Origin of the sequence: Phocoenobacter atlanticus subsp. cyclopteri (assembly GCF_018343795.1) — a bacterium.
GTDB lineage: Bacteria > Pseudomonadota > Gammaproteobacteria > Enterobacterales > Pasteurellaceae > Phocoenobacter > Phocoenobacter atlanticus.
This window is the reverse complement of the sequence record NZ_CP074346.1, coordinates 1,281,192-1,305,143: the sequence shown is the minus strand read 5'-3', so window position 1 is coordinate 1,305,143 and position 23,952 is coordinate 1,281,192. Positions and strand designations below refer to the sequence as shown.

24 protein-coding genes and 2 pseudogenes are annotated in these 23,952 nt (G+C 33.4%); 16 read left to right on the top strand and 10 right to left on the bottom strand.

Going from position 1 to position 23,952, the window contains the following annotated elements; all coding sequences use genetic code 11:
• Position 1: 1 nt before the first annotated feature.
• Positions 2–1,089, bottom strand: a pseudogene (gene lptF, locus KGI96_RS06150) (LPS export ABC transporter permease LptF).
• Positions 1,090–1,294: 205 nt separating this feature from the next.
• Between lptF and KGI96_RS06145 the strand changes: the two are divergent.
• Complete coding sequence (locus KGI96_RS06145; protein ID WP_213156393.1) at positions 1,295–2,767, top strand: leucyl aminopeptidase; 1,473 nt, start codon at positions 1,295–1,297, stop codon at positions 2,765–2,767.
• A 326-nt stretch (positions 2,768–3,093) separates the two neighbouring features.
• Positions 3,094–4,143 (top strand): GMP reductase, encoded by a 1,050-nt coding sequence (locus KGI96_RS06140; RefSeq protein ID WP_211598280.1) that lies wholly within the window; start codon positions 3,094–3,096, stop codon positions 4,141–4,143.
• A 148-nt stretch (positions 4,144–4,291) separates the two neighbouring features.
• On the opposite strand, the gene lnt is transcribed toward KGI96_RS06140, so the two are convergent.
• Together lnt and corC are read right to left on the bottom strand one after the other, a co-directional pair.
• A complete protein-coding gene (gene lnt, locus KGI96_RS06135) occupies positions 4,292–5,818 on the bottom strand; it encodes an apolipoprotein N-acyltransferase (protein ID WP_213156391.1) in 1,527 nt (508 codons plus the stop codon).
• 2 nt (positions 5,819–5,820) lie between these two features.
• On the bottom strand, positions 5,821–6,708 hold the full coding sequence (corC, locus tag KGI96_RS06130; RefSeq protein ID WP_211598275.1) for a CNNM family magnesium/cobalt transport protein CorC: 888 nt from the start codon (positions 6,706–6,708) through the stop codon (positions 5,821–5,823).
• Positions 6,709–6,852: 144 nt separating this feature from the next.
• Between corC and KGI96_RS06125 the strand changes: the two genes are divergently transcribed.
• From KGI96_RS06125 to rsuA, 6 genes are all read left to right on the top strand, one after another.
• Positions 6,853–7,491, top strand: coding sequence for a curli polymerization inhibitor CsgI-related protein (locus KGI96_RS06125; protein ID WP_211598273.1), 639 nt, complete (start codon positions 6,853–6,855; stop codon positions 7,489–7,491).
• Between the two features lie 97 nt (positions 7,492–7,588).
• Positions 7,589–8,299 (top strand): bifunctional 2-polyprenyl-6-hydroxyphenol methylase/3-demethylubiquinol 3-O-methyltransferase UbiG, encoded by a 711-nt coding sequence (gene ubiG, locus KGI96_RS06120; protein WP_211598270.1) that lies wholly within the window; start codon positions 7,589–7,591, stop codon positions 8,297–8,299.
• Positions 8,300–8,318: 19 nt separating this feature from the next.
• The gene (locus tag KGI96_RS06115; protein WP_211598268.1) at positions 8,319–9,032 is read left to right on the top strand and encodes a hypothetical protein; all 714 of its coding nucleotides are present in this window, start codon (positions 8,319–8,321) and stop codon (positions 9,030–9,032) included.
• A 123-nt stretch (positions 9,033–9,155) separates the two neighbouring features.
• Entirely contained in the window at positions 9,156–9,407 is a 252-nt protein-coding gene (gene yefM, locus KGI96_RS06110; RefSeq protein ID WP_211598266.1) for a YoeB-YefM toxin-antitoxin system antitoxin YefM, read from the top strand.
• Complete coding sequence (locus KGI96_RS06105; RefSeq protein ID WP_211598264.1) at positions 9,404–9,658, top strand: Txe/YoeB family addiction module toxin; 255 nt, start codon at positions 9,404–9,406, stop codon at positions 9,656–9,658. The genes yefM and KGI96_RS06105 overlap by 4 nt, the downstream gene beginning before the upstream one ends.
• 19 nt (positions 9,659–9,677) lie before the next feature.
• Positions 9,678–10,370, top strand: a complete 693-nt coding sequence (gene rsuA / locus KGI96_RS06100; protein WP_211598262.1) for a 16S rRNA pseudouridine(516) synthase RsuA — start codon at positions 9,678–9,680, stop codon at positions 10,368–10,370.
• Position 10,371: 1 nt separating this feature from the next.
• Here the strand turns inward: rsuA and hda are convergent, their stop codons facing one another.
• The gene (gene hda / locus KGI96_RS06095) at positions 10,372–11,088 is read right to left on the bottom strand and encodes a DnaA regulatory inactivator Hda (protein WP_211598260.1); all 717 of its coding nucleotides are present in this window, start codon (positions 11,086–11,088) and stop codon (positions 10,372–10,374) included.
• Between the two features lie 243 nt (positions 11,089–11,331).
• Between hda and KGI96_RS06090 the strand changes: the two are divergent.
• From KGI96_RS06090 to KGI96_RS06080, 3 genes and pseudogenes are all read left to right on the top strand, one after another.
• A pseudogene (locus KGI96_RS06090) lies at positions 11,332–12,297 on the top strand (extracellular solute-binding protein); the annotation flags it as partial.
• A gap of 213 nt (positions 12,298–12,510) precedes the next feature.
• Positions 12,511–13,281 carry a glycosyltransferase family 25 protein gene (locus KGI96_RS06085; RefSeq protein ID WP_211598256.1) on the top strand — a complete coding sequence of 257 codons (771 nt, stop codon included), beginning with the start codon at positions 12,511–12,513 and terminating at the stop codon, positions 13,279–13,281.
• A 9-nt stretch (positions 13,282–13,290) separates the two neighbouring features.
• Complete coding sequence (locus tag KGI96_RS06080; protein ID WP_211598253.1) at positions 13,291–14,205, top strand: glycosyltransferase family 8 protein; 915 nt, start codon at positions 13,291–13,293, stop codon at positions 14,203–14,205.
• Between the two features lie 79 nt (positions 14,206–14,284).
• Here the strand turns inward: KGI96_RS06080 and KGI96_RS06075 are convergent, their stop codons facing one another.
• The 5 genes from KGI96_RS06075 to KGI96_RS06055 all read right to left on the bottom strand — a co-directional run bounded on the left by KGI96_RS06075 (position 14,285) and on the right by KGI96_RS06055 (position 18,451).
• Positions 14,285–15,271: a glycosyltransferase family 4 protein gene (locus KGI96_RS06075; protein ID WP_229577134.1), complete on the bottom strand. Its 987-nt coding sequence runs from the start codon at positions 15,269–15,271 to the stop codon at positions 14,285–14,287.
• 20 nt (positions 15,272–15,291) lie between these two features.
• Entirely contained in the window at positions 15,292–16,398 is a 1,107-nt protein-coding gene (locus tag KGI96_RS06070; protein WP_213156390.1) for an ISAs1 family transposase, read from the bottom strand.
• 40 nt (positions 16,399–16,438) lie between these two features.
• Positions 16,439–16,651 (bottom strand): hypothetical protein, encoded by a 213-nt coding sequence (locus KGI96_RS06065; protein WP_229577132.1) that lies wholly within the window; start codon positions 16,649–16,651, stop codon positions 16,439–16,441.
• A 147-nt stretch (positions 16,652–16,798) separates the two neighbouring features.
• Positions 16,799–17,749 carry a glycosyltransferase family 52 gene (locus KGI96_RS06060; RefSeq protein WP_211597026.1) on the bottom strand — a complete coding sequence of 317 codons (951 nt, stop codon included), beginning with the start codon at positions 17,747–17,749 and terminating at the stop codon, positions 16,799–16,801.
• A 27-nt stretch (positions 17,750–17,776) separates the two neighbouring features.
• Positions 17,777–18,451 (bottom strand): acylneuraminate cytidylyltransferase family protein, encoded by a 675-nt coding sequence (locus tag KGI96_RS06055; RefSeq protein ID WP_211597027.1) that lies wholly within the window; start codon positions 18,449–18,451, stop codon positions 17,777–17,779.
• 178 nt (positions 18,452–18,629) lie between these two features.
• On the opposite strand from KGI96_RS06055, the gene prfC reads away from it, so the two are divergent.
• Entirely contained in the window at positions 18,630–20,213 is a 1,584-nt protein-coding gene (prfC, locus tag KGI96_RS06050; protein WP_090922140.1) for a peptide chain release factor 3, read from the top strand.
• Between the two features lie 188 nt (positions 20,214–20,401).
• Here prfC and KGI96_RS06045 read toward each other — a convergent pair whose 3' ends face one another.
• Positions 20,402–20,590 carry a hypothetical protein gene (locus KGI96_RS06045; protein WP_211597028.1) on the bottom strand — a complete coding sequence of 63 codons (189 nt, stop codon included), beginning with the start codon at positions 20,588–20,590 and terminating at the stop codon, positions 20,402–20,404.
• A gap of 293 nt (positions 20,591–20,883) precedes the next feature.
• Between KGI96_RS06045 and KGI96_RS06040 the strand changes: the two genes are divergently transcribed.
• Genes KGI96_RS06040 through folP form a run of 4 tightly spaced genes read left to right on the top strand, consistent with a single transcriptional unit; the run spans position 20,884 to position 23,902 of the window.
• Complete coding sequence (locus KGI96_RS06040; RefSeq protein ID WP_211597029.1) at positions 20,884–21,096, top strand: AlbA family DNA-binding domain-containing protein; 213 nt, start codon at positions 20,884–20,886, stop codon at positions 21,094–21,096.
• The gene (locus KGI96_RS06035; protein ID WP_211597030.1) at positions 21,050–22,090 is read left to right on the top strand and encodes an ATP-binding protein; all 1,041 of its coding nucleotides are present in this window, start codon (positions 21,050–21,052) and stop codon (positions 22,088–22,090) included. Before KGI96_RS06040 ends, KGI96_RS06035 begins: the two co-directional genes overlap by 47 nt.
• A 17-nt stretch (positions 22,091–22,107) precedes the next feature.
• Positions 22,108–23,067, top strand: coding sequence for a 23S rRNA pseudouridine(955/2504/2580) synthase RluC (gene rluC / locus KGI96_RS06030; RefSeq protein ID WP_211597031.1), 960 nt, complete (start codon positions 22,108–22,110; stop codon positions 23,065–23,067).
• Complete coding sequence (folP, locus tag KGI96_RS06025; RefSeq protein ID WP_211597032.1) at positions 23,057–23,902, top strand: dihydropteroate synthase; 846 nt, start codon at positions 23,057–23,059, stop codon at positions 23,900–23,902. Before rluC ends, folP begins: the two co-directional genes overlap by 11 nt.
• Positions 23,903–23,952 lie beyond the last annotated feature (50 nt).

Here is a 23,952-nt window from a genome sequence, read left to right as displayed (position 1 = left end):
TTTATCTCTTAATCTTTAAACGATAACGTAATGCTGAAAATTCTTTTGTATCCCATAAATTTAATATTACTCCTAATGCAAAAAATCCGATGGAGACTAATGGCATAAATAGTGACACATTGATTTTTCCAGAAGCACCTGCTGATTTTAAAGAACTTTGTAATAGGAAATAAATTAAATAAAGTAATAATGCAGGGAGTAATTTAGCAAAACGCCCTTGACGAGGATTAACATTACTCATTGATGTAGCTAATAACGCCATTAGAGGTACCGCTAAAATCAATGCTAAACGCCATTGTAACTCTGCTTTGGCGTAGGTTGATTTGCTTTGTAGTAACTCATTAAAACGTAATCGTTCTACGCTGTCTTTTTTTAGATCGACATCTTTATAGCCTAAATAAGCGGAATATTGATTAAAATGCGTGACTTTAAAATCGGAGGTTTGAGGTGTACCTTCAAAACGGGTACTGTTATTTAATTTTAATACTTGATCACCATTTGGTAATCCTGTTAACTTTCCTGATTCTGCGGTTACTACCGATGGTCGATTATTCTTTTTTTGAGTAGGTTGAAAGACAAAAATATCATTAATACTGCTTCCCTTAATATTATCAATATAAAGTACATAACCTCCAGCTGACATAAACTGCCCTGCAGACAGAGCTGAAAAACGAGGGTTAACTTCTGCTTCTGCAAGTAATTCTGCTTGTTTATCCATTGCCCAAGGCATTACCCAAAAGGCATTATAAGTTGCTAGGATAGTGGTAAATAAGGATAAAAAGAGAGCAGATTTAACTAATAGACTTTGACCCACACCACAAGCTCGCATTACAGTAATTTCACTGTCTGCATAAAAACGTCCTAGAGTCAGTAATAATGCCACAAAAAGTGAAAGAGGGAGCATCAGTTGTGCCATTGTTGGCATACCTAACCCTAACAGATGTACTACTAGGTCTGTTGGCACTTTCCCACTTACTGCTGAACTTAATACTCTCACAAGTTGTTGACAAAAAAAGATCAACAATAAAACAAATAGAATAGCGAGTTGGCTTTTAAAATTTCTCTCGTTAAATATCGACTAAAAATCACAATGGTTATCTCAGTTTATTGAATAAGGCAAGCGGTAAGATCTTTATTATTTTTTGCAAATTTTATTATTAATCTGACCGCTTATAGACCGCCTATAATACCGTTTTAGACAGAAAAAATCACTAAAATTCATTTTTTACTTGCAATTTATAATGAAAAGGATAATTTTATACCTCTCAACAAAAATAAATAAAAGGAACATAGAATGAAATTTTGTGCAAAAAGTTTGAATTTCGAACAATCCAGTGATTGTGTTGTGATCGGTATTTATGAAAATACCACACTCTCAACAAATGCAAAAAAACTAGATGAGGCAACTGCTCACTATTTATCTGATTTACTCAAAACTGGCGATTTTAAAGGAAAACTGGCTGAAACATTGCTTGTTCATACACCGAATCAACCTTTTACTCGTCTATTATTAGTAGGCTGTGGTAAAGCACCTTTAAATGAAACCCAGTACAAAAAAATTATTAAAGCGGTTGTACAAACCTTAAAAAGCACCACTACACAGCATATTCATCTATTATTAAATGATCTTGAAATCAAAGATCGTAATGAATATTGGGCAGTGCGTTTTGCGATTGAAAGCATTTCAGACACTTTATATAACTACGATGAATTCAAAAGCACCAAAGCAGAAGCAACTCAATTAGCAAAATTCTGTTTTAACAGTGAAAATCTCGCTGAAACAGAAAAAGCCATTCAGCACGCACAAGCGGTCGCATTAGGGGTAAAATTTGCAAAAAATGTTGCGAACTGTCCGCCAAATGTATGTAACCCAGCCTACCTTGCAGAATTAGCAAAAGAATTAGACAGCGAATATTCACAAATTAGCACCACTATCGTGGATGAAACCCAAATGGCAGAGCTAAAAATGAACAGCTATTTAGCCGTTTCTCGTGGTTCTGAAAATCCTGCTTATATGTCAATTATCGAATATAAAAATGCCCCAAATCCTGACGCAAAACCTATCGTATTAGTGGGTAAAGGCTTAACCTTTGACTCAGGCGGTATCTCAATTAAACCGTCTGCGGCAATGGACGAAATGAAATACGATATGGGCGGAGCAGCATCGGTTTACGGCACAATGAAAGCGGTCGCTGAATTACAATTACCGATCAACGTTATTGGTGTATTAGCGGGCTGTGAAAATATGCCTGATGGTAACGCTTATCGTCCCGGAGATATTCTCACCACAATGTCAGGCAAAACCGTTGAAGTATTAAATACGGACGCCGAAGGTCGTTTAGTACTTTGTGATGCATTAACCTATGTGGAACGTTTTGAACCTGAATGTGTGATCGACATCGCAACCCTAACAGGGGCTTGTGTGGTTGGTTTAGGGCATATAAACACAGGATTACTTTCAAAAGACGATCAATTTGTTGAGCAATTACTTAATGCCTCAAAACAGGCTCACGATTACACGTGGCATTTACCGATGAATGAAGAATATCAAGATGATCTGAAATCTAACTTTGCGGATTTGGCAAACGTGGGTAGCCGTGCGGGCGGTGCAATCACAGCGGGGATTTTCTTATCTAATTTTACAGAAAACTACACTTGGGCTCACTTAGACATTGCAGGAACAGCGTGGCAATCAGGTGCGGCTAAAGGTGCAACAGGTCGTCCAGTGCCATTATTAACCCAATTCTTAATTAATAAATCTAGCTAATCGTTAGCGTTCAATATTAAGCGGGTAGATATTTAATAAATTTTGCAAAAAATAAGGATAATCTACCCGCTTTAATTTTATCAGCGTATACAAAGGTAATCGTTTGCCACCATTGAAATAACTGCAATCTTAAAAAATGTAAAAATTTGTAAATTTATAGTAATTTTTATTTGATTAATTATTTTTTTATGCTATATTTCTTTAGTAATTGCGTTTGATATACAAGCAATTCATAATTTGACTATCTATCATTTTATGCAACTCCAATCGTATCATTGCGTTACAAATTCTAGATTTTTTTTAACCTTTTTATTGGGATACAGACTATGCTCATTGAAGAACAAGAATACCTAGATTTTGATAATGTCTTAATCAAACCTAAACGAAGCACTCTTAATTCACGTAAAGACGTGACCTTAACTCGTACTTTTACTACTAGAAATAGCAAAGTAGACATTGAAGGTGTACCTATTATTGCCGCCAATATGGATAGTGTTGGTACTTTTGAAATGGCAAAATCTTTAGCGAAATTTCAAATGTTTACCGCTGTTCATAAATTCTATGAAGTTTCAGAATGGCAGGCTTTTGCAACAGAAAATCCTGATGTTTTAAAATATGTTTTTGTGACTATTGGCTCAAGTGATAAAGAAATCGAAAAATTGCAGGCGATTATTATGGCAATCCCTGAAATTCGAATGATTTGCGTGGATATTGCCAATGGTTATAGTGAACATTTTTTAAATCAAATTAAAAAAGTCCGCAGCCTCTTTCCTAATAAAGTATTGATGGCAGGAAATGTGGTGACTTATGAAATTACGGAAGAGTTAATTTTAAGCGGTGTGGATATTGTAAAAATTGGGATTGGACCCGGTTCTGTTTGTACCACTCGTAAAATGACAGGTGTAGGTGTACCTCAACTTTCTGCCACTATTGAATGTGCTGATGCGGCTCACGGTTTAGGTGGGTTAGTTTGTACTGATGGTGGTTGTGTGAATGTGGGTGATATTTCTAAAGCCTTTGGTGCTGGTGCTGATTTTGTAATGCTTGGCGGAATGCTTTCTGCTCACAAAGAGTCTAACGGTGAAGTGGTGACTAAAGACGGTAAAGAATTTATGACTTTTTATGGAATGAGTTCAAGCAATGCAATGAAAAAACACTATGGAAAAGTGAATGAATACCGAGCCAGCGAAGGTAAAGCGGTGTTATTGCCTTATCGTGGTGAGGTAAAATATACTGTTCAAGAAATTTTGGGAGGTATTCGTTCAACCTGTACTTATATCGGTGCAAGTAAACTTAAATATATGCCAAAACGTACTACTTTTATTAAAGTAAATCGTCAAATTAATACGGTTTATAATCACTTCGAAACAAATTAAACCTTTTAACTTCCCCCTCCCTAGCCCTCCCCCCGCAAGCGAAGGAGGGGATTTTTAGCTATGTCAGTATTTCTCCATCCGCTTGCGGGGGGAGGCTAGGAGGGGGGATCAAGTACGATTTTTCTCTATTAAAGCGGTATGATTGTTATCAAAATTTACCAATTTTTCTAATCACCGCAACACTAAAACAAAGCAAGCTCAATCCATAAATTAACCAGTTTCCCCAGAACGTAAAAGGTGTTTTTCCTTGAGTAGAGGAGAGTGACATTGTTAATGTTGTTTCTTTAAATTGAGGGACTTGTTTAATAATTTTTCCTCGATGATCAACAAAAACCGTAATGCCTGTATTTGTTGCTCTAACTAGTGGTTTGCCAAGCTCTAAGGCACGCATTCTTGCCATTTGTAAGTGTTGCCAAGGACCAATTGAATTGCCAAACCAAGCATCATTAGAGATTGTCAATAAATAATCTGCGTTGTGTGTTTTTTGATTTTGTTGCATTTGATGACCAAAAATCACTTCATAGCAAATTGCCATATTAAAGGTTGTATTACTTGCAGTTAATGGTTTTTGTATAAAATTACCCTGTGATAAATTAATAGGTAAAATAAATACTTCTCGTAACCAATCTAATATATTACCGAAAGGGACGTATTCACCAAAAGGGACAAGATGATGTTTCTGATAACGTCCATTGCTATAGGTATCTGTATCTGATGTACTACTTAACACAATTGCACTATTATAAATTTCAGGTTGTGTATTATCCAACGTTCCAATAATAAAATCAGTATTATGCTTTTTAGCAAGATGTTGCAGATCACTAAGCATTGGAATCAACTTTATTTCCGAAGCAGGAAAGGCTGATTCAGGTAAAACAATTACATCAGTTTTACCAAGTAAAGGGGTAATAAGTTTTTGATAGGTTTGTACGTGCTGAGCGAAATAGTAAGGATTCCATTTGTTTTTTTGATCAATATTTGGTTGCACTAAACCAATGGTCGTAGAATGGGTGTTATCTTCTTTAACCCATTGAATATATTGAGATCCTACAGCGATAGATAGTGCCAAACAAAGAATAATAGATGATCTTAAATAAGCGGTATGATTTTGTGTTTTTTTTGCAAGTGTGTAAAAAAGTTGTACAAAGTAACCGCTTATAACAATAACAAAGAAAGTTAAACCTTCAACACCTAAGATAGGGGCAAGACCATAAAAAGGGCTATCTATTTGTGTATAACCTAATTGTAGCCAAGGAAAACCAGTAAAAACAGTGCCACGTAAATATTCAGTAAAAGTAAAAATACTTGCTATAACAAAAGGATTTGTAAATTGAAAACGTTGTACAATCCAACAAAAAAACAAATTGTATAACGTAAGATAAAAAGCCAGTAATCCAACGGCAAGGTAGCTTATTACAACAGGTACGCCACCAAATTGCATCATACTAATGGAAACCCAATTTACACCAATACAAAAATACCCCATTGACCAAAAAAACACTGACCAATAGGCGATTTTTTTATTATGGTAAGTGGTAGCAAAAATTAATCCAAAAGCACAAAGGTAAGTAATGATCCAGTAATCAAAGGGAGAATAACCCAATATAGCGATACAACCTAATATTAAACTGATAAAACAAGCGGTTACTTTAGGGTTGTTTTTTGCAAAATTCATTGCTACTTCTCTTCTTCTTTTTCTGCATTATAATCAGGCATCTTTTCTAATTGACTATCTGAAAGTGTCGCTCTCACTTGTAGTAAACGACGCGTGTTGCCAGACGTCACTTTAAAAGTAATACCCTCTAGCTCAATGGTTTCGCCTTTTTGGGGCAGATGACCAAAGGCTTGCATCACTAATCCGCCAACGGTATCAACTTCTTCATCTTCAAAATCTGTGGCAAAAAATTCATTAAAATCTTCAATATCTGTTAAGGCTGAAACGGCATAGCTATGCTTTGAAAGACGACGAATTGGTTCTGCTTCTTCTTCATCAAACTCATCTTCGATGTCTCCCACAATTTGTTCTAAAATATCTTCGATAGTGACTAATCCTGATACGGCACCAAATTCATCAACAACGATTGCCATATGAAAACGTTCTGAGCGGAATTCTTTTAGCATTCTATCTACACGTTTACTTTCAGGAATAATTACCGCTGGGCGTAAAATTTGTTTCATTTCAAAAGGTTGTGAGTCACTACGCAAATATTTTAATAGCTCTTTAGCAAGTAAAATACCTTCAATATCATCTTTATCACCACGAATAACAGGGAAACGTGAGTGAGACGTTTCAATAATAGTATCTACACAGCTTTCAAGGGGTTGTTCTGCTTCAATAAATACCATTTGAGCACGAGGGATCATAATATCTCGAACTCGCAATTCTGACATTTCAATCACCCCTTCGATCATCTCTTTGGTATCATCATCAATCAAATCATTATCTGCAGAGTCTCGAATAACCTCCACTAAATCTTCTCGATTTTGAGGATCTTTCTGAAAAAAACGATGATAAATACGTTGAAAAAGGTTATTTTTTTCTGCTGAATTGGGTTTGTCGTTCATTATTTTGTTCTCTTAATTAAAATATATGTCAAAATTACCACAATTCTAACGTTTTAGTAATAAAAAATCATCAAAGTCTATTCCTATTTTGTGAAAATTAGCATAGCATAGTAATGATTTTTATGATTAATAGGAGTTTATTTAATGAAATTAAGTCAAATTACATTTGCAGTGGCAACATTAGTTGCAAGTTCAGTTACTTTTGCGGGTAGCCTTTCAAGTTCAAAAATGATCTCATTTTTAGCATTAGATGGTCATAAAGTTACCTCAAAGACTGTAATGCAAATTAATGATACGAATACACACCAAGTTGTTGTTGAAGTTGGTGGAATGGTCAAATCTGGTTCAAACAGTTCTTATTTTGAAACTCATCCAATTGTTCTTACTTTTAAAGGATCGTTAGAAGATATTAAAATTAGTGCTCCACGAATTTCAACAGATTTTCAAGCAAAGAGATTTAAAAAATCACCTAAATTTAATATAGAAACCGCTTCAGGTGAAAAATTAGCCTATAAAATAGATTATTTGAAAGGGGAAGGATTTATGCCTTATGCTCGTATTCAAGATAATTTAGCAGAATATAATGCAACGGATGGCGTGGCTGCAGTGGCAAGTTTTGCAACAACTCAATCAATGCCGATGGCAGTACAAAATATTAAAACTAAAAAAGGCAAAGTGGTTGTGAGCGGTCAAAATGTTGCAGAACAACAATTACAATATTGGTTCCAACAAGCAGACAAAGCAACGCAACAACGTTTCTTAAAATGGGCTAAAAAACAGTAAATTCTATTGTTAATCTTTAAATATAAGCGGTCAGTTAATTTTTATTTTTTGCAAAATTTTAATCATAACTTACCGCTTGTTTATATCATAAAAAATTATGCAAAATGTCGATCAAAATGAAATTGCCAAATTTGAAAAAATGGCACAAAGCTGGTGGGATCCCAACGGCGACTTTAAACCTATCCATTTATTAAATCCTCTACGAGTGAGTTATATTGCTGAAAAATCTAACGGATTATTTGGTAAAAAAGTGTTAGATGTCGGCTGTGGTGGTGGCATTTTAAGTGAGGCTATGGCACAAATGGGTGCTAAAGTCACAGGACTTGATATGACGACTGAACCCCTAAATATTGCAAAACAACACGCTCAACAAAATGGATTAGAGATTGATTATCAACAAATTACCATTGAGGAATTTGTTACTCAACAGCAATCGCAAAATGCCGAAAAATTTGATGTGATTACTTGTATGGAAATGCTGGAACACGTACCTGAACCACTATCTATTATTCAAAGTTGTAAAGCGTTATTAAAACCTGATGGGGTACTTTTCTTTTCTACGATCAATCGTACTTTAAAAGCTTATGTACTGGTCATTATTGGTGCTGAATATGTATTAAAAATGCTCCCAAAAGGCACTCACGAATTTGAGAAATTTATAAAACCCGCTGAGTTATTAAATTGGTGTGATCAAGCTGAATTAAATTGTAATGAAATGGTGGGATATCATTTTAATCCTTTAACTGAAAAATTCTGGCTAAATAACGATGTAAGTAGTAATTATATTGCGATGTTTAGCCATTTATAGAATATTAAAGGAAATATAAATGATAAAGAAAACAAGAAAAGAAATATTAGTGATAAATCCTACTTTCTCTGAATTTATTGTAAATTGGCAGTTGAAAACTCGTTCTGAACATTATGAAGTTGGAGAGTCTGTTTGGTTTGATGAAAGTGATGATGTAACCATTTTAAATCAAGAGTTAGCAGATAAACTTAATCAAGAATTAGATGAATATTTTGAAAAAAACAGAGATCATCATTCTTTTGATAAAACACAAATAAAACCATTTTTAGGAAGTGCTGAATATATTTCATCAAAAACAAATACTTGCGAATATTTATATGATCTCGCTAATTTACTAGAAAATATCAGAAAGCACTTCAATGAAGAATACTTAATGATATTAGGCGTTCAAAATATACCTTGGCTTTATCAAGATAATGATTATGAACCAGTTAAAAAAGCATTAAATTATTTGAGAAATCATATTGAAGAAGATTTTGATGGTGGATTTCTGTTAAAAGAAAATGAGTTATATGAATTTATTCCTCATCTTTTTTGGCTTATTCGGTGTAATGCTAGCTTGCCTTATTTCTATTTTACATTCCCAAATATAGATACCGTTATCTCAATTTGTAAATTTGGCGTACTACATTTTGAGTTCTATGATGAAAGCCAAGCAGAACAAATACTAAACTTATTATCATCTATGGAATATAAGGAAGTATATGATTGTAACTATCCTATTAATTTTTGATGCCTTTTAAAGCAGAATAATACCTATCTATGTTGTTGTTTATCACTGTATTATCAGAAAATACTTGATTTTAATATTATTTGTTGTACAGTATTTTGTACATGATAATAAAAAGGGAAATATATGCAAGTAATGACCTATACTGAAGCTCGTCAAAATCTAGCACAAACAATGACAGCAACAGCAGAAAATTGTGAGCCAGTGCTTATTACAAGAAGTAACAATGAAAGTTGTGTTCTTATTTCTTTACGTGAATATGAAGCATTAGAAGAAACAGCCTATCTTTTACGCTCACCAGCAAATGCTAAGCATTTATTGGAAAGTATTGAAGAGCTAAAATTAGGTAATGTTACTAAAAGAGAATTGATTGAATGATTGTCTGTTTTACTGACAAAGGTTGGGAAGATTATCTTTATTGGCAAGAGACTGATAAAAAAACCTTAAAACGAATTAATTCTTTGATAAAAGAAATCAAGCGAAGCCCTTTTATAGGTAAAGGGAAGCCAGAACCATTAAAACATTCTTTAAGTGGTTTTTGGTCAAGACGAATAACGGAGGAACATAGATTGGTTTATCGGGTATCTGAGGATGCTTTATCTATTGTTGCCTGTCGCTATCACTATTAACTTAATTAAGATGAAAACTATGCGTTTAGATAAATTTATAGCAGAACAAACAGGATTAACACGTACTCAAGCAACAAGGGCATTGAAAAGTAGTTTGGTTATGGTTAATGGTAAAATGATTAAAAGTGGGGCGACTAAAATCACCCCTCAAGATGTGGTTATTTTTGATGAACAACCTCTGGAATGGCTTGAGCAGGGGCAATATTTTATGTTGTATAAGCCACAAGGCTATGTTTGCTCGAATGATGACAGTGAATATCCAACGGTTTTTGATTTTTTTGATTACCCTTTAAAAGGCAAGTTACACTGTGCGGGGCGTTTAGATGCAGATACTACGGGGTTAGTTCTTTTAACTGATGATGGACAATGGTCGCACCGAATTACCTCTCCAAAGTATCAATGTGAAAAAACTTATTTGGTGACTTTAGCTGATCCTGTTGAGCCTTTTTATGAGGAAAAATTACAGAAAGGGATTATGCTACGTGGTGAAAAAACCCCAACATTGCCTGCAAAATTAGAAATTTTAGACGATTATAATGTTAAATTAACGATCTCAGAAGGGCGTTATCATCAAGTAAAACGAATGTTTGCTGCTTTAGGGAATAAAGTGGAATTTTTACATCGTTGTAAAATTGGCGGTGTAGAACTGGATAATGCACTTGAAGAAGGGGAGTTTAGAGCATTAACAAAAGAAGAAATCGCTAATTTTTAATTTATAGTCTCAACACTTCTTTAACAAAAGGCACTGTTAATTTTCGCTGAGCTTGTAATGACGCCTGATCTAATACTTCTAAGGTATCAATCAGTGAATTTAAGTCACGATCTAATCGTTTTAACAAGAAATTAGCGACTTCATTCGAAAGAGTTAATCCTTTTTGATTGGCTCTTTGTTGTAAAATTGCACATTTTTGTTTATCAGTAAAGCTTTTAAGTTGATAAACCTCTCCCCAATTTAGGCGAGAGCGTAAATCGGGTAATTTTATAGCTAATTGATTAGGTGGGCAGTTTGCACTAATTATGAGCAAGGTTTTACGTTTTTGTGTAGCACAAGTCTGTTGTTCTCGAATTTGATTAAATAAGTCAAATAGGGCTTCTTCCCACTCTTCATTTCCCACAATTAAGTGAATATCATCTAGGCAAATAATATCAAGTAAATCGGCATTTTCTAATACCACGGGTGAGAAGTAATGAGCTTTTTCCAGAGGAATATAACTGGCATTACGTTGTTGCATTAAGAAGTGATTATTTAGTGCTTTTAGTAAATGACTTTTACCACAACTCTCATTTCCCCAAATATAGAAAAAAGGTTGTATAACAGTACTAAAATTTTGGCATAACGAATTTAACAGCACGAGACTGTTTTCATTAAAAAAATTCTCTAATGTTTCATCATCAACCTGATGAATTGGAAGTGGTAATTGAGAAATCATAAGCTACAGAATAACGGAAAAATAAATAAATTTCATCATAAATTTCTTGCAAATAGTAAAAGATCGCTTAAAATTCGCCTCGCTTTCAATATATAGGAAAGTATAAGGAAATTTGCAAATTTTTCCAATAATCTGACCGCTTATTTATTTTAGGAGAAAATAATGAAAAAATGGGCGATTGCTTTAGTATCTAGCGTTGTATTATTAGGTGCAACAAATATAGTTTATGCAAAAAATGAAGTCGTACATCTTTATACTTGGACAGAATATGTGCCTGAGGGACTGTTAGATGACTTTACCAAAGAAACGGGGATTAAAGTAGAGCTTTCTACCCTTGAATCTAATGAAACGATGTATGCTAAAATAAAATTACAGGGTAAAGATGGTGGTTATGATGTGATTGCACCAAGCAATTATTTTGTTTCAAAAATGGCAAAAGAAGGAATGTTGCAACAACTTGACCACAGCAAATTACCTGTGATTAAAGATCTAAATCCAGATTGGTTGGATAAACCTTATGATAGGGGAAATCAATATTCATTACCTCAATTATTAGGCGCACCAGGTATTGCATTTAATACCGAGACTTATCAAGGTCGTCAATTTACTTCGTGGGCAGATTTATGGAAACCAGAATTTGAAAATAGTGTACAACTTTTAGACGATGTGCGTGAAGTCTTTAATATTGCACTCCTTAAAATTGGGGCAGATCCAAATACAACAGATCCAGCTGTCATTAAACAAGCTTATGAAGAGCTATTAAAATTACGTCCAAATATCTTATCTTTCAACTCAGATAACCCAGCAAATTCATTTATTTCAGGTGAAATTGAAGTGGGTCAGTTGTGGAATGGATCGGTACGTATTGCAAAAAAAGAGCAAGCACCACTTGATATGGTCTTTCCAAAAGAAGGTCCTGTTCTTTGGGTTGATACTTTAGCTATCCCTAAAAATGCTAAAAATGTTGAGGCGGCACACAAACTAATAAATTATTTATTAAGTGCCAAAGTAGCTAAAGAATTAACATTAGCCATTGGTTATCCAACCTCAAATATAAAAGCATTAACAATGCTACCAAAAGAAATTACTGAAGATCCTGCAATTTATCCATCCGCTGAAGTGCTTAAAACAAGCCATTGGCAAGATGATGTGGGTGATGCCATAGAGATTTATGAAAAATATTACCAAGAGCTAAAGGCGGCTCAGTAATTCTATCTATTTTTCTTTTTATATAGTTATTTGGCTTTCTAGAAAGACTAGAAAGCCAATATTCTTTTATATTTAGGTATTCTAATAAGTACATTTTCATAAATTCTTATTTTATTGTAAGGGATAACTGGATTTCAATGATAATTTTTAGTATTGTTACACCCTACAATATTTTAATAGATAAAAATAATTCGCTATTAAAAAGGAGAGGGAATGAATACCTTAAAAGAGCATAAGCTTAGCATCTTCGTTATTAACTTAGAAAAATCAACGCAAAGACGTAAAATAATTCAACAGCAATTTGAAAAATTACCACAAAAAATAGATTTTCAATTCTTTAAAGCCATTAATGGAAAAGAAAATCCTCATTTCTACTTATTTGAAAAACATAATGCAGAGAAACGTTTTAAGTATAAAGGCAACAAAACAACCTTAGGACAACTTGGCTGCTTTGCAAGTCATTACTTACTTTGGGAAGAATGTATAAAATTAAATCAACCTATTATTATTTTAGAAGATGATGCCATTATTCATAATGAGTTTTGTGATGTTTATTCTTTTTTAGGTTCAGAAGAAAATAGTTATGAATTTTTATGGCTTAGCCCTCCAGCTCCTGCACGTCGTTCACAAAAAGGTAAATTAATTACAAAAATAAAAAATACCTCAAATGAAATTCAGCAATTTTATAAAGGCTGGAGTAATACAACGGGTTATTATATCACCCCAAAAGTTGCTCAAAATTTACTTAACTATGCTCAAGAATGGGTTTTTGATGTTGATATTACAATGGATAGATACTGGGAAAACAAAATAAAATATTTAGCCATTACGCCAGCTTGTTTAGAACCTGATTTATCTTTAGAAAGTGACATTCCTGTCGATAAAGGTAAAAAAGAACGTACTGCAATTATTCGCTTAAGAAGAGAGTTTTATTCACTTGTAGATAAAGTGAATAAGTTTCTTTTTGATATGCTGAATAAATAAAGGAATTATATGAATATTGTATTTAGCTCTGATGATAATTATGCTCCCTATTTATGTGTTGCAATACTGAGTCTTTTAAAAACAAACCAATCACCTAATATTAAATTCTCTATTTTAGATTTAGGGATTTCTTCTGAATCTAAAATATTTATTGAAAATATTGTAGAACAATATGATCATAAAATTATATTTATTCCTATAGCTAAAAATGATTTTGTCAATTTACCACAGACGGTTAATTATATCTCTATTGCTACGTACGCACGTTTTTTAATTGCAAAATATCTTTCAAAAGAAGAAAAAGCCTTATATTTAGATATTGATATTATTGTTAATCAAGATTTACAAGCGTTATATAATACAGATTTAGGGGATAATTATATTGGTGCTTGTATTGATCCTTTTATTGAAATTGGAATGCCTGAATATAAAAAGTATTTAGGTCTTAATTCAGATAATTATTATTTTAATGCTGGTGTTTTATTAATCAATATAAAAAAATGGAAAACAATAAATGTATTAGAAGAAGCTATTTTGTGGTTTGAAAATCACAGAGAGATTAAATATCAAGATCAATGTATTTTAAACGGATTATTTAAAGATAAAGTACTCTATTTAAATACAAGATATAATTTTACTAGAAATTCAAGAAATAGAATTAAAGAATCAATAAAGAAAAAAATACCACTACCAAAAGTAGAACAAACACAAATGCCTGTAGCAATATATCATTATGTTGGCGGGCGTAAAGCTTGGCATTCTAAATCTGTAGATTTAAAATCTCGTAAATTTATGGCGTATTTTAATTCTTTAGAAAATAAACCAGCTTCTTGGAATAAAAAAATAGAACATATTTCAATATATAAAAAGCTAGTCAGAATAATGAAAGAGTTAGTATATAAATATAGGTATAATATATATTAAACTGATCGCTATAAGCGGTTAGATTAAGGCTAAAATTTACAAATTTTTAGCTTTATCTTATTTCTAATTTTCACAGGATTTATAAATTTTTAGTTGTTTCTATTAATACCGTTCCCATATCCGTAATAAATTGAGGAACACTGTGGATTTTTTTAATATATTTAATAGCATTTTGAGATAATTCTATATTTTTCTTCTCATTGTTTATTAAAGATCTAATAGCATCAATATATAAATGTACATCTTCAAAACCATCACCTAATACCTGACCAATGTGAACTCCAAATTTAGAAGTTAAATTATCAGGATTTTGATTACTAACTAGTAATGTTCCATAAGATAATGCTTCTAAGAAAGAGATTGGTAATGCTTCATGAATAGATGTATTTACTAATATTTTCGCATCTTTTAGAAATTGATTTTTTTGTTCTCCATCAACATGCCCTGCAAAATGTAAATTAGGAATATTTTGATATTTAGTCATTATTTCAGAATTACGCTCGGCATCACGAAATGTTTGCCCTAACATATAGAATTCATATTCTGGACATTTTTTGGCAATTTCACAAAATAGCCATCCACGTTTGATAGATTCGATTCTTCCTAAGAAAATGACCATATTTTTCTTTTTATACGAAGTAACATCAAAAGAATCCTCTATTTCTATTGGATTAGGTAAATATTGGATATCTACATCTGTATCTAAATTATATAACTCTTTTGCTTTATTGTTTAAACAATGAGCCTGAGATATGAATTTTACTCTATTTTGTTTATACAGATTATGTATAAGATCATATTTTTCTTGATCGTAATAAGATGGTTCAGGAAATAATTTTACAGTTTTGATTTCATCCCAATCACTTTTGGGTCTAGGATCTTGAATCCAAAATACTAATTTTTTATGCGTATCTGAATCTAATAATTTTAGTGGTAAGTCGAAAGTAATCTCTATACTAAGATATACATCGTAATTTTGTTTTTTTAACCATTGTTTAGCAAAATAATGTCGTTTAGGTATTTCATAAACATTAACGCCATCGATTTTATGAGTTTTACAGGGCAACCGCGTACTTTGTCTATAAATTAATCACACACACCAAAAATAAGCTCAGACCTCATTTCATCAGACCAGCCAGCTGATTTCAGCTTGCTTTTCATACTATTTTTAGTTGGATGTAGTCGTGCTAAATTAAGCCCTAAACGCTTAATTATTGCCATATTTTCAACGCCATCCCCCAAATAAATCGTACTATCATCTTCTTTAAAAACAACATCAAGTACCCAATGCGCTTTATTTTCAACTTCCCAATGACCCCTAATATATTTCGCAAAGTCTTCGCAAGGAACATCTAAGCTACTGATATAAAATACTTTTTCTTCACTTTTCTTGCCATTGTCTTCTCTTATCCTATGAACTTGAATAAGGCTTTTAATTCCTGTCCAACCTTGAGATTCCAAAAGCCAATCACTTATTGGTAATTTTGAATAATACCGTTGATCTATTCGACTTCTTTCACAGTTAACCTCTTGAAACTCATCTATTTTTATTGATTTTTCTCGCACTACTTTATGAAAATAACTTTCTATTTCATTTCTAAATTTCTTATGATTATTTTTCAATGGCATCACATAATCGCTCTTCTTTTCTATGATTTTCTTCGCTATTTTCTTTTGCGTATTCATCGCATCTACCGTAATGACGGCTTGATTTAGCTCTAAAATATCTATCATTTCTAGAATGCTTTCATTCTCATTTTTCTTACCTTTGGACTTATTTTGAGCTAAAATTAATCCTCTTGAACAGCTCCAAGCCGTAATACTATGTAGGGCATTATGAGGCTCTAAATGTGAACTGTTTTTTAATGTTTTACCATCTATTGCAATACACTCTTTGCCTTGTGATTTTCGTATCTCATTGATAAAATTAATAAAAATATAATTTAATTTCTCAGGATTTATCCGTCTTACAATACGAGCAATCGTATCATCAACAGGAATACCATTTTCAAAATCTCGGTATTTTCGTAACCATTTTATATTCAATTTACCAAACTGATGAATTTCACTCCATCCTTCTGCACCTGATATTACCGCACTTACGACAAGAAAAATAACATCTAAGAAGTCATGTTTTTTGTTTATATCTTTGCGAGGGTCTTCCAAATCTTTAAAAGCTGATAATATATTCATTTTTACACCTATTTGTTATTGAATAATAGGTGCTATTAGATCATATTTTTAAGAAAAGTGCGATCTTGCCCTGATGAGTTTTAGCAAAAATACCAAAATTTCTTGATCTGGCTTTTAAGAGAACATCAATTTGAATATTCTCATTTTGTAGGTATTTGGCAACTAATCTTCTTGCTAAAAAGCCGTATCCTCCATATGCACTTCCAGCACCTCCAAAATATTCATCAACTAGTAAGGCAACTTTGATTTTCATTATTTCTCCTAAAATTCTTACCATCGTAAACTAATAAATAGTATATCATAGATGAATAAAAAGGCTAAAGCAGATAATAATTTGTATAAAATTGCAATTATTCTAAGATTATTATTAAAATAAAGCTAATATTAGAGGGGCTTCAATTCAATAATTTATATTTCTAACTTCAATATTAAGCTTCTTGAAGATAGTATAAAGAGGAAGAAAGTTTTCTGGACAATCCTTAGGATTTAATGCAATAACTTCTATATTAGGCATATCAATTAAATTTATTGCCGCAGAACTGAAGAACGTATAGAGGCGATATTGTTTTTGGGGATATTTTTGAGTTTGTTGTATTATCCAATCTTCAAAAATTAATTTCGTATTGATATAAGGGGCTTGATTTATTTTATAATTCTCTCGTGGATGAGGGTAATAAAAATCAATGTGGTAATTAGTAAAAACCTTTTCGATAAGTGCAATATTTCTCTGTTCTCCATTTTTACTATTTTCATAAATAGGCTGACCCAGTAAGATATTCACGACTTCATTATAATCCTGCTCATAGTTTGGCGTTTCAAAAAGGCTGATTTTTTCATATTTGCCCATAATGTTGGGTAAATTATAAATACTATAATGTTTCACTTGTTTTGCTAAGATATCTTTTACTGTGGGTATTCTCATAAAATATTGTAGGAACTTAGTTCTGCTTCTCAGCGGTCTTTCTCTAATCAGAAAATTATCTTCTATATTAATATTCGCCAGTCCATCATCAAAAGTAATAATATCGGCATTTTTAGCATCTCCAATATATATTTGCATAATCTCAGCGGTTGTATTCGTTAGAAATATTTTCTTTACTTGTGATAAGTTGTGTAATTTGAATAATCTTTTAAAAACTAATTTATAAAACGCCCATTTTTTATAGGGTTTATGTGTATAAATAAGTTCGCATTTTTCACATTTTGATTTTAAGCGTTGATAGTAATATTGATATTTTGAATTTTCTATACAGCAAATCATCAGTCCATAAAATACGTCATTTGGGTATGTCGCTATTATTTTTTCTGCAATAAGTATTTGTAAAGGGCTTTGACAAATTATTAAGTTCATATTATTTTCCTAATTTTTATAATTTACTTAAGATTCTGTTTTTATTAAATGTTCTGCTAATTGCAGATCTAAAGTGGTATCAATATCAATAGATCGATAAGTTGGCATTAAATAGAATTGTACAGGAGGTATAAAAAAACATTTTTCCTGTAATAAACGTTCAATATCATTAATATAAATTGCTCCATTGGCTCGATATGTTTTTGGTAATTGCTGTCGAGGAGCTTCAAAATCGCTTAATTCTCTAATAGGTAGAATTTGATCTTGATTAAGAGAAAAAGATTTATAAGGATGATGTTCACATTCACAAGCTGAAATGACAGCATTAGATTTTCCACCAATAAAAATTTCCATTGCATTTCGGATATCTAATTCATTACGTAATGGGCTAGTTGGCTGAAGAAGGGCAACCGTTCCTTTGGTTATTTTTTTATGGTGTAAGCAGTGGAGAATTGCATCTATAGTTCGGCTATTACTTTGTGCTAAATCTACAGGACGTTTGACAATACTTGCTCCAAAACTTTCTGCTTCTTGTAAAATTTTGTCACCGTCAGAAGTGACAATGATTTCATCAAAAATATCTGCTTTTTGTGCACTTAAGATAGCCCGTCCTATAAGTGAAATACCACCTACTTGTTGTAGGTTTTTATCTGTAATTCCTTTTGAGCCTGCTCGAGCAGGGATCACCGCAATATTTTTCATTATTATTCATCCATGAATTAATTGGCAACAGTTTAACACGATATTTATTATTGAAGCAGGAGAATTCTCTTTTTGCAAATTTTTGAATAAATCTAACCGCTTGTATTGTAGTAAAAGGCAATATAAGAGAAAATAGCACTCATATTTTATATAAAATCATAAACAAAACGGAAATAAAATGAGTTATCCACAACAACAAGTTGATAAAAGACGTACTTTTGCGATTATTTCGCACCCCGATGCAGGTAAAACCACCATCACAGAAAAAGTGTTACTTTACGGACAAGCTATTCAAACAGCAGGGTCAGTAAAAGGCAAAGGCTCTACTCAGCACGCAAAATCAGACTGGATGGAAATGGAAAAACAACGTGGGATTTCCATTACCACCTCTGTAATGCAGTTTCCTTATAACGATTGCTTAGTCAATTTACTAGATACTCCGGGACACGAAGACTTCTCAGAAGATACTTATCGTACTTTAACGGCGGTAGACAGCTGTTTAATGGTCATCGACTCAGCAAAAGGTGTTGAGGAACGAACCATTAAACTTATGGAAGTTACTCGCTTGCGTGATACCCCGATCATCACATTTATGAATAAATGTGACCGTGATATTCGTGATCCATTAGAATTATTAGACGAAGTTGAAGACGTTTTAAAAATCAACTGTGCACCGATCACTTGGCCTATAGGCTGTGGAAAACTCTTTAAAGGGGTCTATCACTTAACCAAAGATGAAACCTATCTTTACCAAACAGGACAAGGGCATAAGATCCAAGAAGTTCGCATAATTAAAGGCTTAGATAACCCTGAATTAGATGAAGCAGTTGGCGATGATTTGGCGTCACAACTGCGTGATGAGTTGGAACTTGTACTAGGGGCAAGCAATGAATTTGACCTTGACGCATTCTTAAAAGGCGAATTAACCCCTGTTTACTTCGGAACGGCATTAGGTAACTTTGGTGTAAACCATTTCTTAGACGGCTTAACGCAGTGGGCTCCTGCTCCACAATCTCGTGAAACAGATATTCGCAAAGTTGAGGCAAAAGAAGATAAATTCAGTGGTTTTGTGTTTAAAATCCAAGCAAATATGGATCCAAAACACCGAGATCGTGTCGCATTTATGCGTATAGTTTCAGGTAAATACGAAAAAGGAATGAAATTAAAGCATACACGTATCGGTAAAGATGTGGTCATTTCAGACGCTTTAACCTTTATGGCGGGAGATCGCTCACACGCTGATGAAGCCTATGCGGGGGATATTATCGGCTTGCACAATCACGGTACAATCCAAATCGGCGATACCTTCACACAAGGCGAGCTAATGAAATTCACTGGCATTCCAAACTTCGCCCCTGAATTGTTCCGCCGTATCCGTTTAAAAGATCCATTAAAACAAAAACAACTGTTAAAAGGCTTAGTACAACTTTCCGAAGAAGGGGCTGTGCAAGTGTTCCGTCCACTTATCAACAACGATTTAATCGTGGGTGCAGTAGGTGTGTTACAGTTTGATGTGGTTGTGGCACGCTTAAAAGCAGAATATAACGTAGAAGCGATTTATGAAAGCGTAAACGTCGCAACCGCTCGTTGGGTGGAATGTGATGACGTGAAAAAATTTGAAGAATTCAAACGCAAAAACGAACAGAATTTAGCCCTAGATGGCGGTGATAACCTAACTTATATCGCCCCAACAATGGTGAATCTCAACCTTGCTCACGAACGCTATCCTGATGTGAAGTTCTTCCAAACAAGAGAGCATTAGTTTTTAAGCGGTGATATTTTTATAAAAATTTACTAAATTTACTGTAGGGTCGGATTAGCAAACTTGTTTGCGTATATCCGACCGTTCTCATCGAATAAATATAATCAAACTTCATTCTTTGTTGCGGTGGTATATACGGCTTCGCCTAATACCACCCTACAAATTTTTAATTAAAATAAATTAGTATTCTATTCCTTGCTTTTTAAGATATTCTTGAGTTTCTTTACGACCATTTCTTGCTGCTTTTTTGAACTATTTAAAAGCCTGCTGATAATCTTGTTGACTGTAATATCAAAATCTTTATTTGATGTATCAACAAAACGACAACTAGCAATAAATAAACTAAGAAGAGTAAGAAGCGGGAGTAACTTTTTCATTGTGAAGATCTTTTTTTTTACATAAGGAAAAATATTATTGGATCTACTTAGATCCGTCTAGTCGTTTTTTGGGTGAGTAATTATTCTTAATAGTATTAATTTACTGAAATTAGTTTATTTTTCTGATTTCAGTAAATTCATTTCTAGTTTATAATCACCTGAATTGTTAGTTGAAATAAGTATGATAGATTAAAATTTTTAAGCGGTTAGATTTCTTGGTAAATTTGCAAATTTTTGCAAGTAAGTATCCGCTTACTAAGGGTGTTGATGACAATAAATTAGGGTGATTACTTATGTTAAATTGGAAAGATATTGAAAGTTTTTTAGCCTCTTCAACAGTAATCAAAGAAAGAGTATTTTTAGAATGTAAAAAAGCAACAAATAATTTACCTAAAGATTTTTGGAAATCATTTAGTGCTTTTTCGAATACTCAAGGTGGATTTATATTACTTGGTGTGAGTGAAAACTTTACGAGAAGCTTTAGTAAATACTCTAACACATTCTGATTATTTCAATGATAGTATTGCATTAAAAATTACAAAAACACTCAATACTCTTACCTTTGAAAATCCAGGAACAATGCTTGTTCAAGTTGAAAAAGCTATTAAAGGGCAAGATTCTATTTGTCGAAATGCATTTTTACATAATATTTTTCGTCGTGTGGGGCTATGTGAAAGGCAAGGAAAAGGAATTGCGACCATTTTTACAAGTTGGTATCAGGATTTATTAACCACGCCAGTATTAAATACAACTTATCAATCAACTAATTTGAGTTTAGTTTTACAAGATGGGGAAACTGTTTTTGCTATCCAAAAACTGACTCAAGAATTTGGTAAGAAATATATTGATGAAAAATCATTACACAAAAATATTTTGATTATTGCAGTAAAAAATAATGGCTGGATCAATCATAAAGTTTTATCATCACAGCTTGGTGCAATAGCTACAGGAAGACAAATTACTTTGGCTCTTTCAGAATTAATAAGAAAAGGATTTATTTTAGGTAAAGGAGAGCAGAAGAATAAATTTTACCTCCTACCTTGGGCAAAAGATATTGATATTGCTCAAATCTATACATCTGAAACTATTGCATTAAGCCATTTTAATTCTAAGGCACAAGCTAAGGCACAAGCTAAGGCACAAGCTAATATTGGTAAAAATATAGTAAATAGAGACCGTTATGGTAGAATTAAATTTGGAAATCAACGAGTTATTGATGAAATATGCTACCTAGATAATCTTTTCAAAGCTCAGTTAGAAAGTATTATATCTTGTGATTTTTATAATAAGAAAAAGAAACCACCTGAGCAAGTTAAAGTGTATGTTTGTGCTTTATGTAAAGATCAATATGTATCTAAAAATGCATTAGCAACATTATTAGGAATGAGTCATTCTGCATTAGGAAAACATCTTAAAGAATTTGTAAGAGGAAATATTTTAGAGCTTGCTTTTCCACAGCAGCCAACTCATAAAGATCAGGCTTATACATTAAAAAAATAACATAATTTGGAATAAAAATGACAGAAAAAATAATCAGTGCCAAAGTACAGTTTATGACCATTAGTGATGATGAAAGTGGGCAACGAATTGATAATTTCTTACTCGCAAAGCTCAAAGGCGTGCCGAAAAGTTTAATTTATCGTATCGTTCGCAAGGGCGAAGTACGCGTAAACAAAGGGCGTATCAAACCTGAATATAAGCTACAAGGTGGCGATATTGTACGTATTCCGCCAGTGCGTGTATCTGAGAAAAACACTGCTCCGATTTCCACCAAACTCAATAAAGTGGCAGAATTAGAAAGCCATATTTTATATGAAGATGACGTGCTGATCGTGGTAAATAAACCGTCAGGCATTGCGGTTCACGGGGGCAGTGGATTGAGTTTTGGGTTAATTGAAGCCTTGCGAGCATTACGCCCAGAAGCACGTTTTTTAGAATTGGTCCACCGTATTGACCGTGATACCTCAGGAATTTTATTAGTTGCAAAAAAACGCTCTGCGTTACGCAATTTACACGAACAGTTACGTATTAAGACCGTGAAAAAAGACTATTTAGCTTTGGTGCGTGGGCAGTGGCAATCCCACGTGAAAGCCGTTAAAGCACCCTTGAAAAAGAACGAATTAGCCAGTGGCGAACGCATTGTGCGAGTCAGTGAAGATGGCAAACCGTCTGACACCCGTTTTAGCATTGAAGAACGCTATCAAAGTGCGACCTTAGTTAAAGCCTCGCCAGTGACTGGACGCACCCACCAAATCCGTGTGCATACTCAATATGCTGGACATCCGATTGCATTAGACAGTAAATATGGCGACGCAGAGTTCGATCAAAAAATGAAAAGTGTTGGGCTAAACCGTCTGTTTTTACACGCTTATTCGATTCGCTTTACCCACCCAAGAACCGAAGAAGAAATGGTGATTACCGCCCCATTGGATAGCAACTTAAAAGCGATTTTAAAAAGGCTAAGAGATGAAAATTAGTTACAAAAATTACCAAAAATGTGACCGCTTATTAGATTTAACCAAACCGAATATTATGGGGATTTTAAATTTTACCCCTGATTCATTCTCAGATAGCGGACGTTTTTTCTCGTTAGACAAAGCCCTTTTTCAAGTGGAAAAAATGCTTAATGACGGTGCGGATATTATTGATATCGGGGGCGAATCAACTCGTCCTAACGCTGAAATTATTAGCGAACAGCAAGAGCTAGAACGTGTCGTTCCTTTGGTTGAGGCGGTTCGCTCACGCTTTGATTGTTTGATTTCAGTGGATACCTCAAAAGCCGAAGTAATGAAAGAGTCCGCCAAAGTCGGAATGGATATTATCAACGATATTCGAGCCTTAACCTTACCAAATGCGTTGGATACCGCCGCCGAATTAGGCTTGCCTGTGTGCTTAATGCATATGCAAGGCACACCTCAAACAATGCAACAAAACCCTGATTACGATGATGTGGCTGATGAAGTGGCAACATTCTTAAATAAGCGTGCCTTTGCGTGCCTAATTTCAGGCATTCCCCAAGAGCATATTATTTTAGATGTCGGTTTTGGCTTTGGTAAAACCGTTGAACATAATTATCAACTCTTAAAACATTTACATATCTTTGCTGAATCTGGTTATCCAATCCTTGCAGGACTTTCTCGCAAATCAATGATCGGTACAGTGTTAGATAAACCCGTTGAAGATCGCTTGATCGGAAGCGTTGCAGGGGCATTATTGTGCGTTCAAAATGGGGCTAAAATTATACGAGTTCACGATGTGAAAGAAACTGCGGATGCGTTAAAAATTTGGAATGCAATGAATGAAGTTAAGTAGTGGTTAGATATTTTTTTAGAATGAACCTCAAAATTTGGGGTTCATTCCAA

Bases quoted from the DNA above. Each gene is read 5' to 3' on its own strand.
- KGI96_RS06145 (WP_213156393.1), top strand. From the start codon at position 1,295: ATGAAATTTTGTGCAAAAAGTTTGAATTTCGAACAATCCAGTGATTGT.
- KGI96_RS06140 (WP_211598280.1), top strand. From the start codon at position 3,094: ATGCTCATTGAAGAACAAGAATACCTAGATTTTGATAATGTCTTAATC.
- lnt (WP_213156391.1), bottom strand. From the start codon at position 5,818: ATGAATTTTGCAAAAAACAACCCTAAAGTAACCGCTTGTTTTATCAGT.
- corC (WP_211598275.1), bottom strand. From the start codon at position 6,708: ATGAACGACAAACCCAATTCAGCAGAAAAAAATAACCTTTTTCAACGT.
- KGI96_RS06125 (WP_211598273.1), top strand. From the start codon at position 6,853: ATGAAATTAAGTCAAATTACATTTGCAGTGGCAACATTAGTTGCAAGT.
- ubiG (WP_211598270.1), top strand. From the start codon at position 7,589: ATGCAAAATGTCGATCAAAATGAAATTGCCAAATTTGAAAAAATGGCA.
- KGI96_RS06115 (WP_211598268.1), top strand. From the start codon at position 8,319: ATGATAAAGAAAACAAGAAAAGAAATATTAGTGATAAATCCTACTTTC.
- yefM (WP_211598266.1), top strand. From the start codon at position 9,156: ATGCAAGTAATGACCTATACTGAAGCTCGTCAAAATCTAGCACAAACA.
- KGI96_RS06105 (WP_211598264.1), top strand. From the start codon at position 9,404: ATGATTGTCTGTTTTACTGACAAAGGTTGGGAAGATTATCTTTATTGG.
- rsuA (WP_211598262.1), top strand. From the start codon at position 9,678: ATGCGTTTAGATAAATTTATAGCAGAACAAACAGGATTAACACGTACT.
- hda (WP_211598260.1), bottom strand. From the start codon at position 11,088: ATGATTTCTCAATTACCACTTCCAATTCATCAGGTTGATGATGAAACA.
- KGI96_RS06085 (WP_211598256.1), top strand. From the start codon at position 12,511: ATGAATACCTTAAAAGAGCATAAGCTTAGCATCTTCGTTATTAACTTA.
- KGI96_RS06080 (WP_211598253.1), top strand. From the start codon at position 13,291: ATGAATATTGTATTTAGCTCTGATGATAATTATGCTCCCTATTTATGT.
- KGI96_RS06070 (WP_213156390.1), bottom strand. From the start codon at position 16,398: ATGAATATATTATCAGCTTTTAAAGATTTGGAAGACCCTCGCAAAGAT.
- KGI96_RS06065 (WP_229577132.1), bottom strand. From the start codon at position 16,651: ATGAAAATCAAAGTTGCCTTACTAGTTGATGAATATTTTGGAGGTGCT.
- KGI96_RS06060 (WP_211597026.1), bottom strand. From the start codon at position 17,749: ATGAACTTAATAATTTGTCAAAGCCCTTTACAAATACTTATTGCAGAA.
- KGI96_RS06055 (WP_211597027.1), bottom strand. From the start codon at position 18,451: ATGAAAAATATTGCGGTGATCCCTGCTCGAGCAGGCTCAAAAGGAATT.
- prfC (WP_090922140.1), top strand. From the start codon at position 18,630: ATGAGTTATCCACAACAACAAGTTGATAAAAGACGTACTTTTGCGATT.
- KGI96_RS06045 (WP_211597028.1), bottom strand. From the start codon at position 20,590: ATGAAAAAGTTACTCCCGCTTCTTACTCTTCTTAGTTTATTTATTGCT.
- KGI96_RS06040 (WP_211597029.1), top strand. From the start codon at position 20,884: ATGTTAAATTGGAAAGATATTGAAAGTTTTTTAGCCTCTTCAACAGTA.
- rluC (WP_211597031.1), top strand. From the start codon at position 22,108: ATGACAGAAAAAATAATCAGTGCCAAAGTACAGTTTATGACCATTAGT.
- folP (WP_211597032.1), top strand. From the start codon at position 23,057: ATGAAAATTAGTTACAAAAATTACCAAAAATGTGACCGCTTATTAGAT.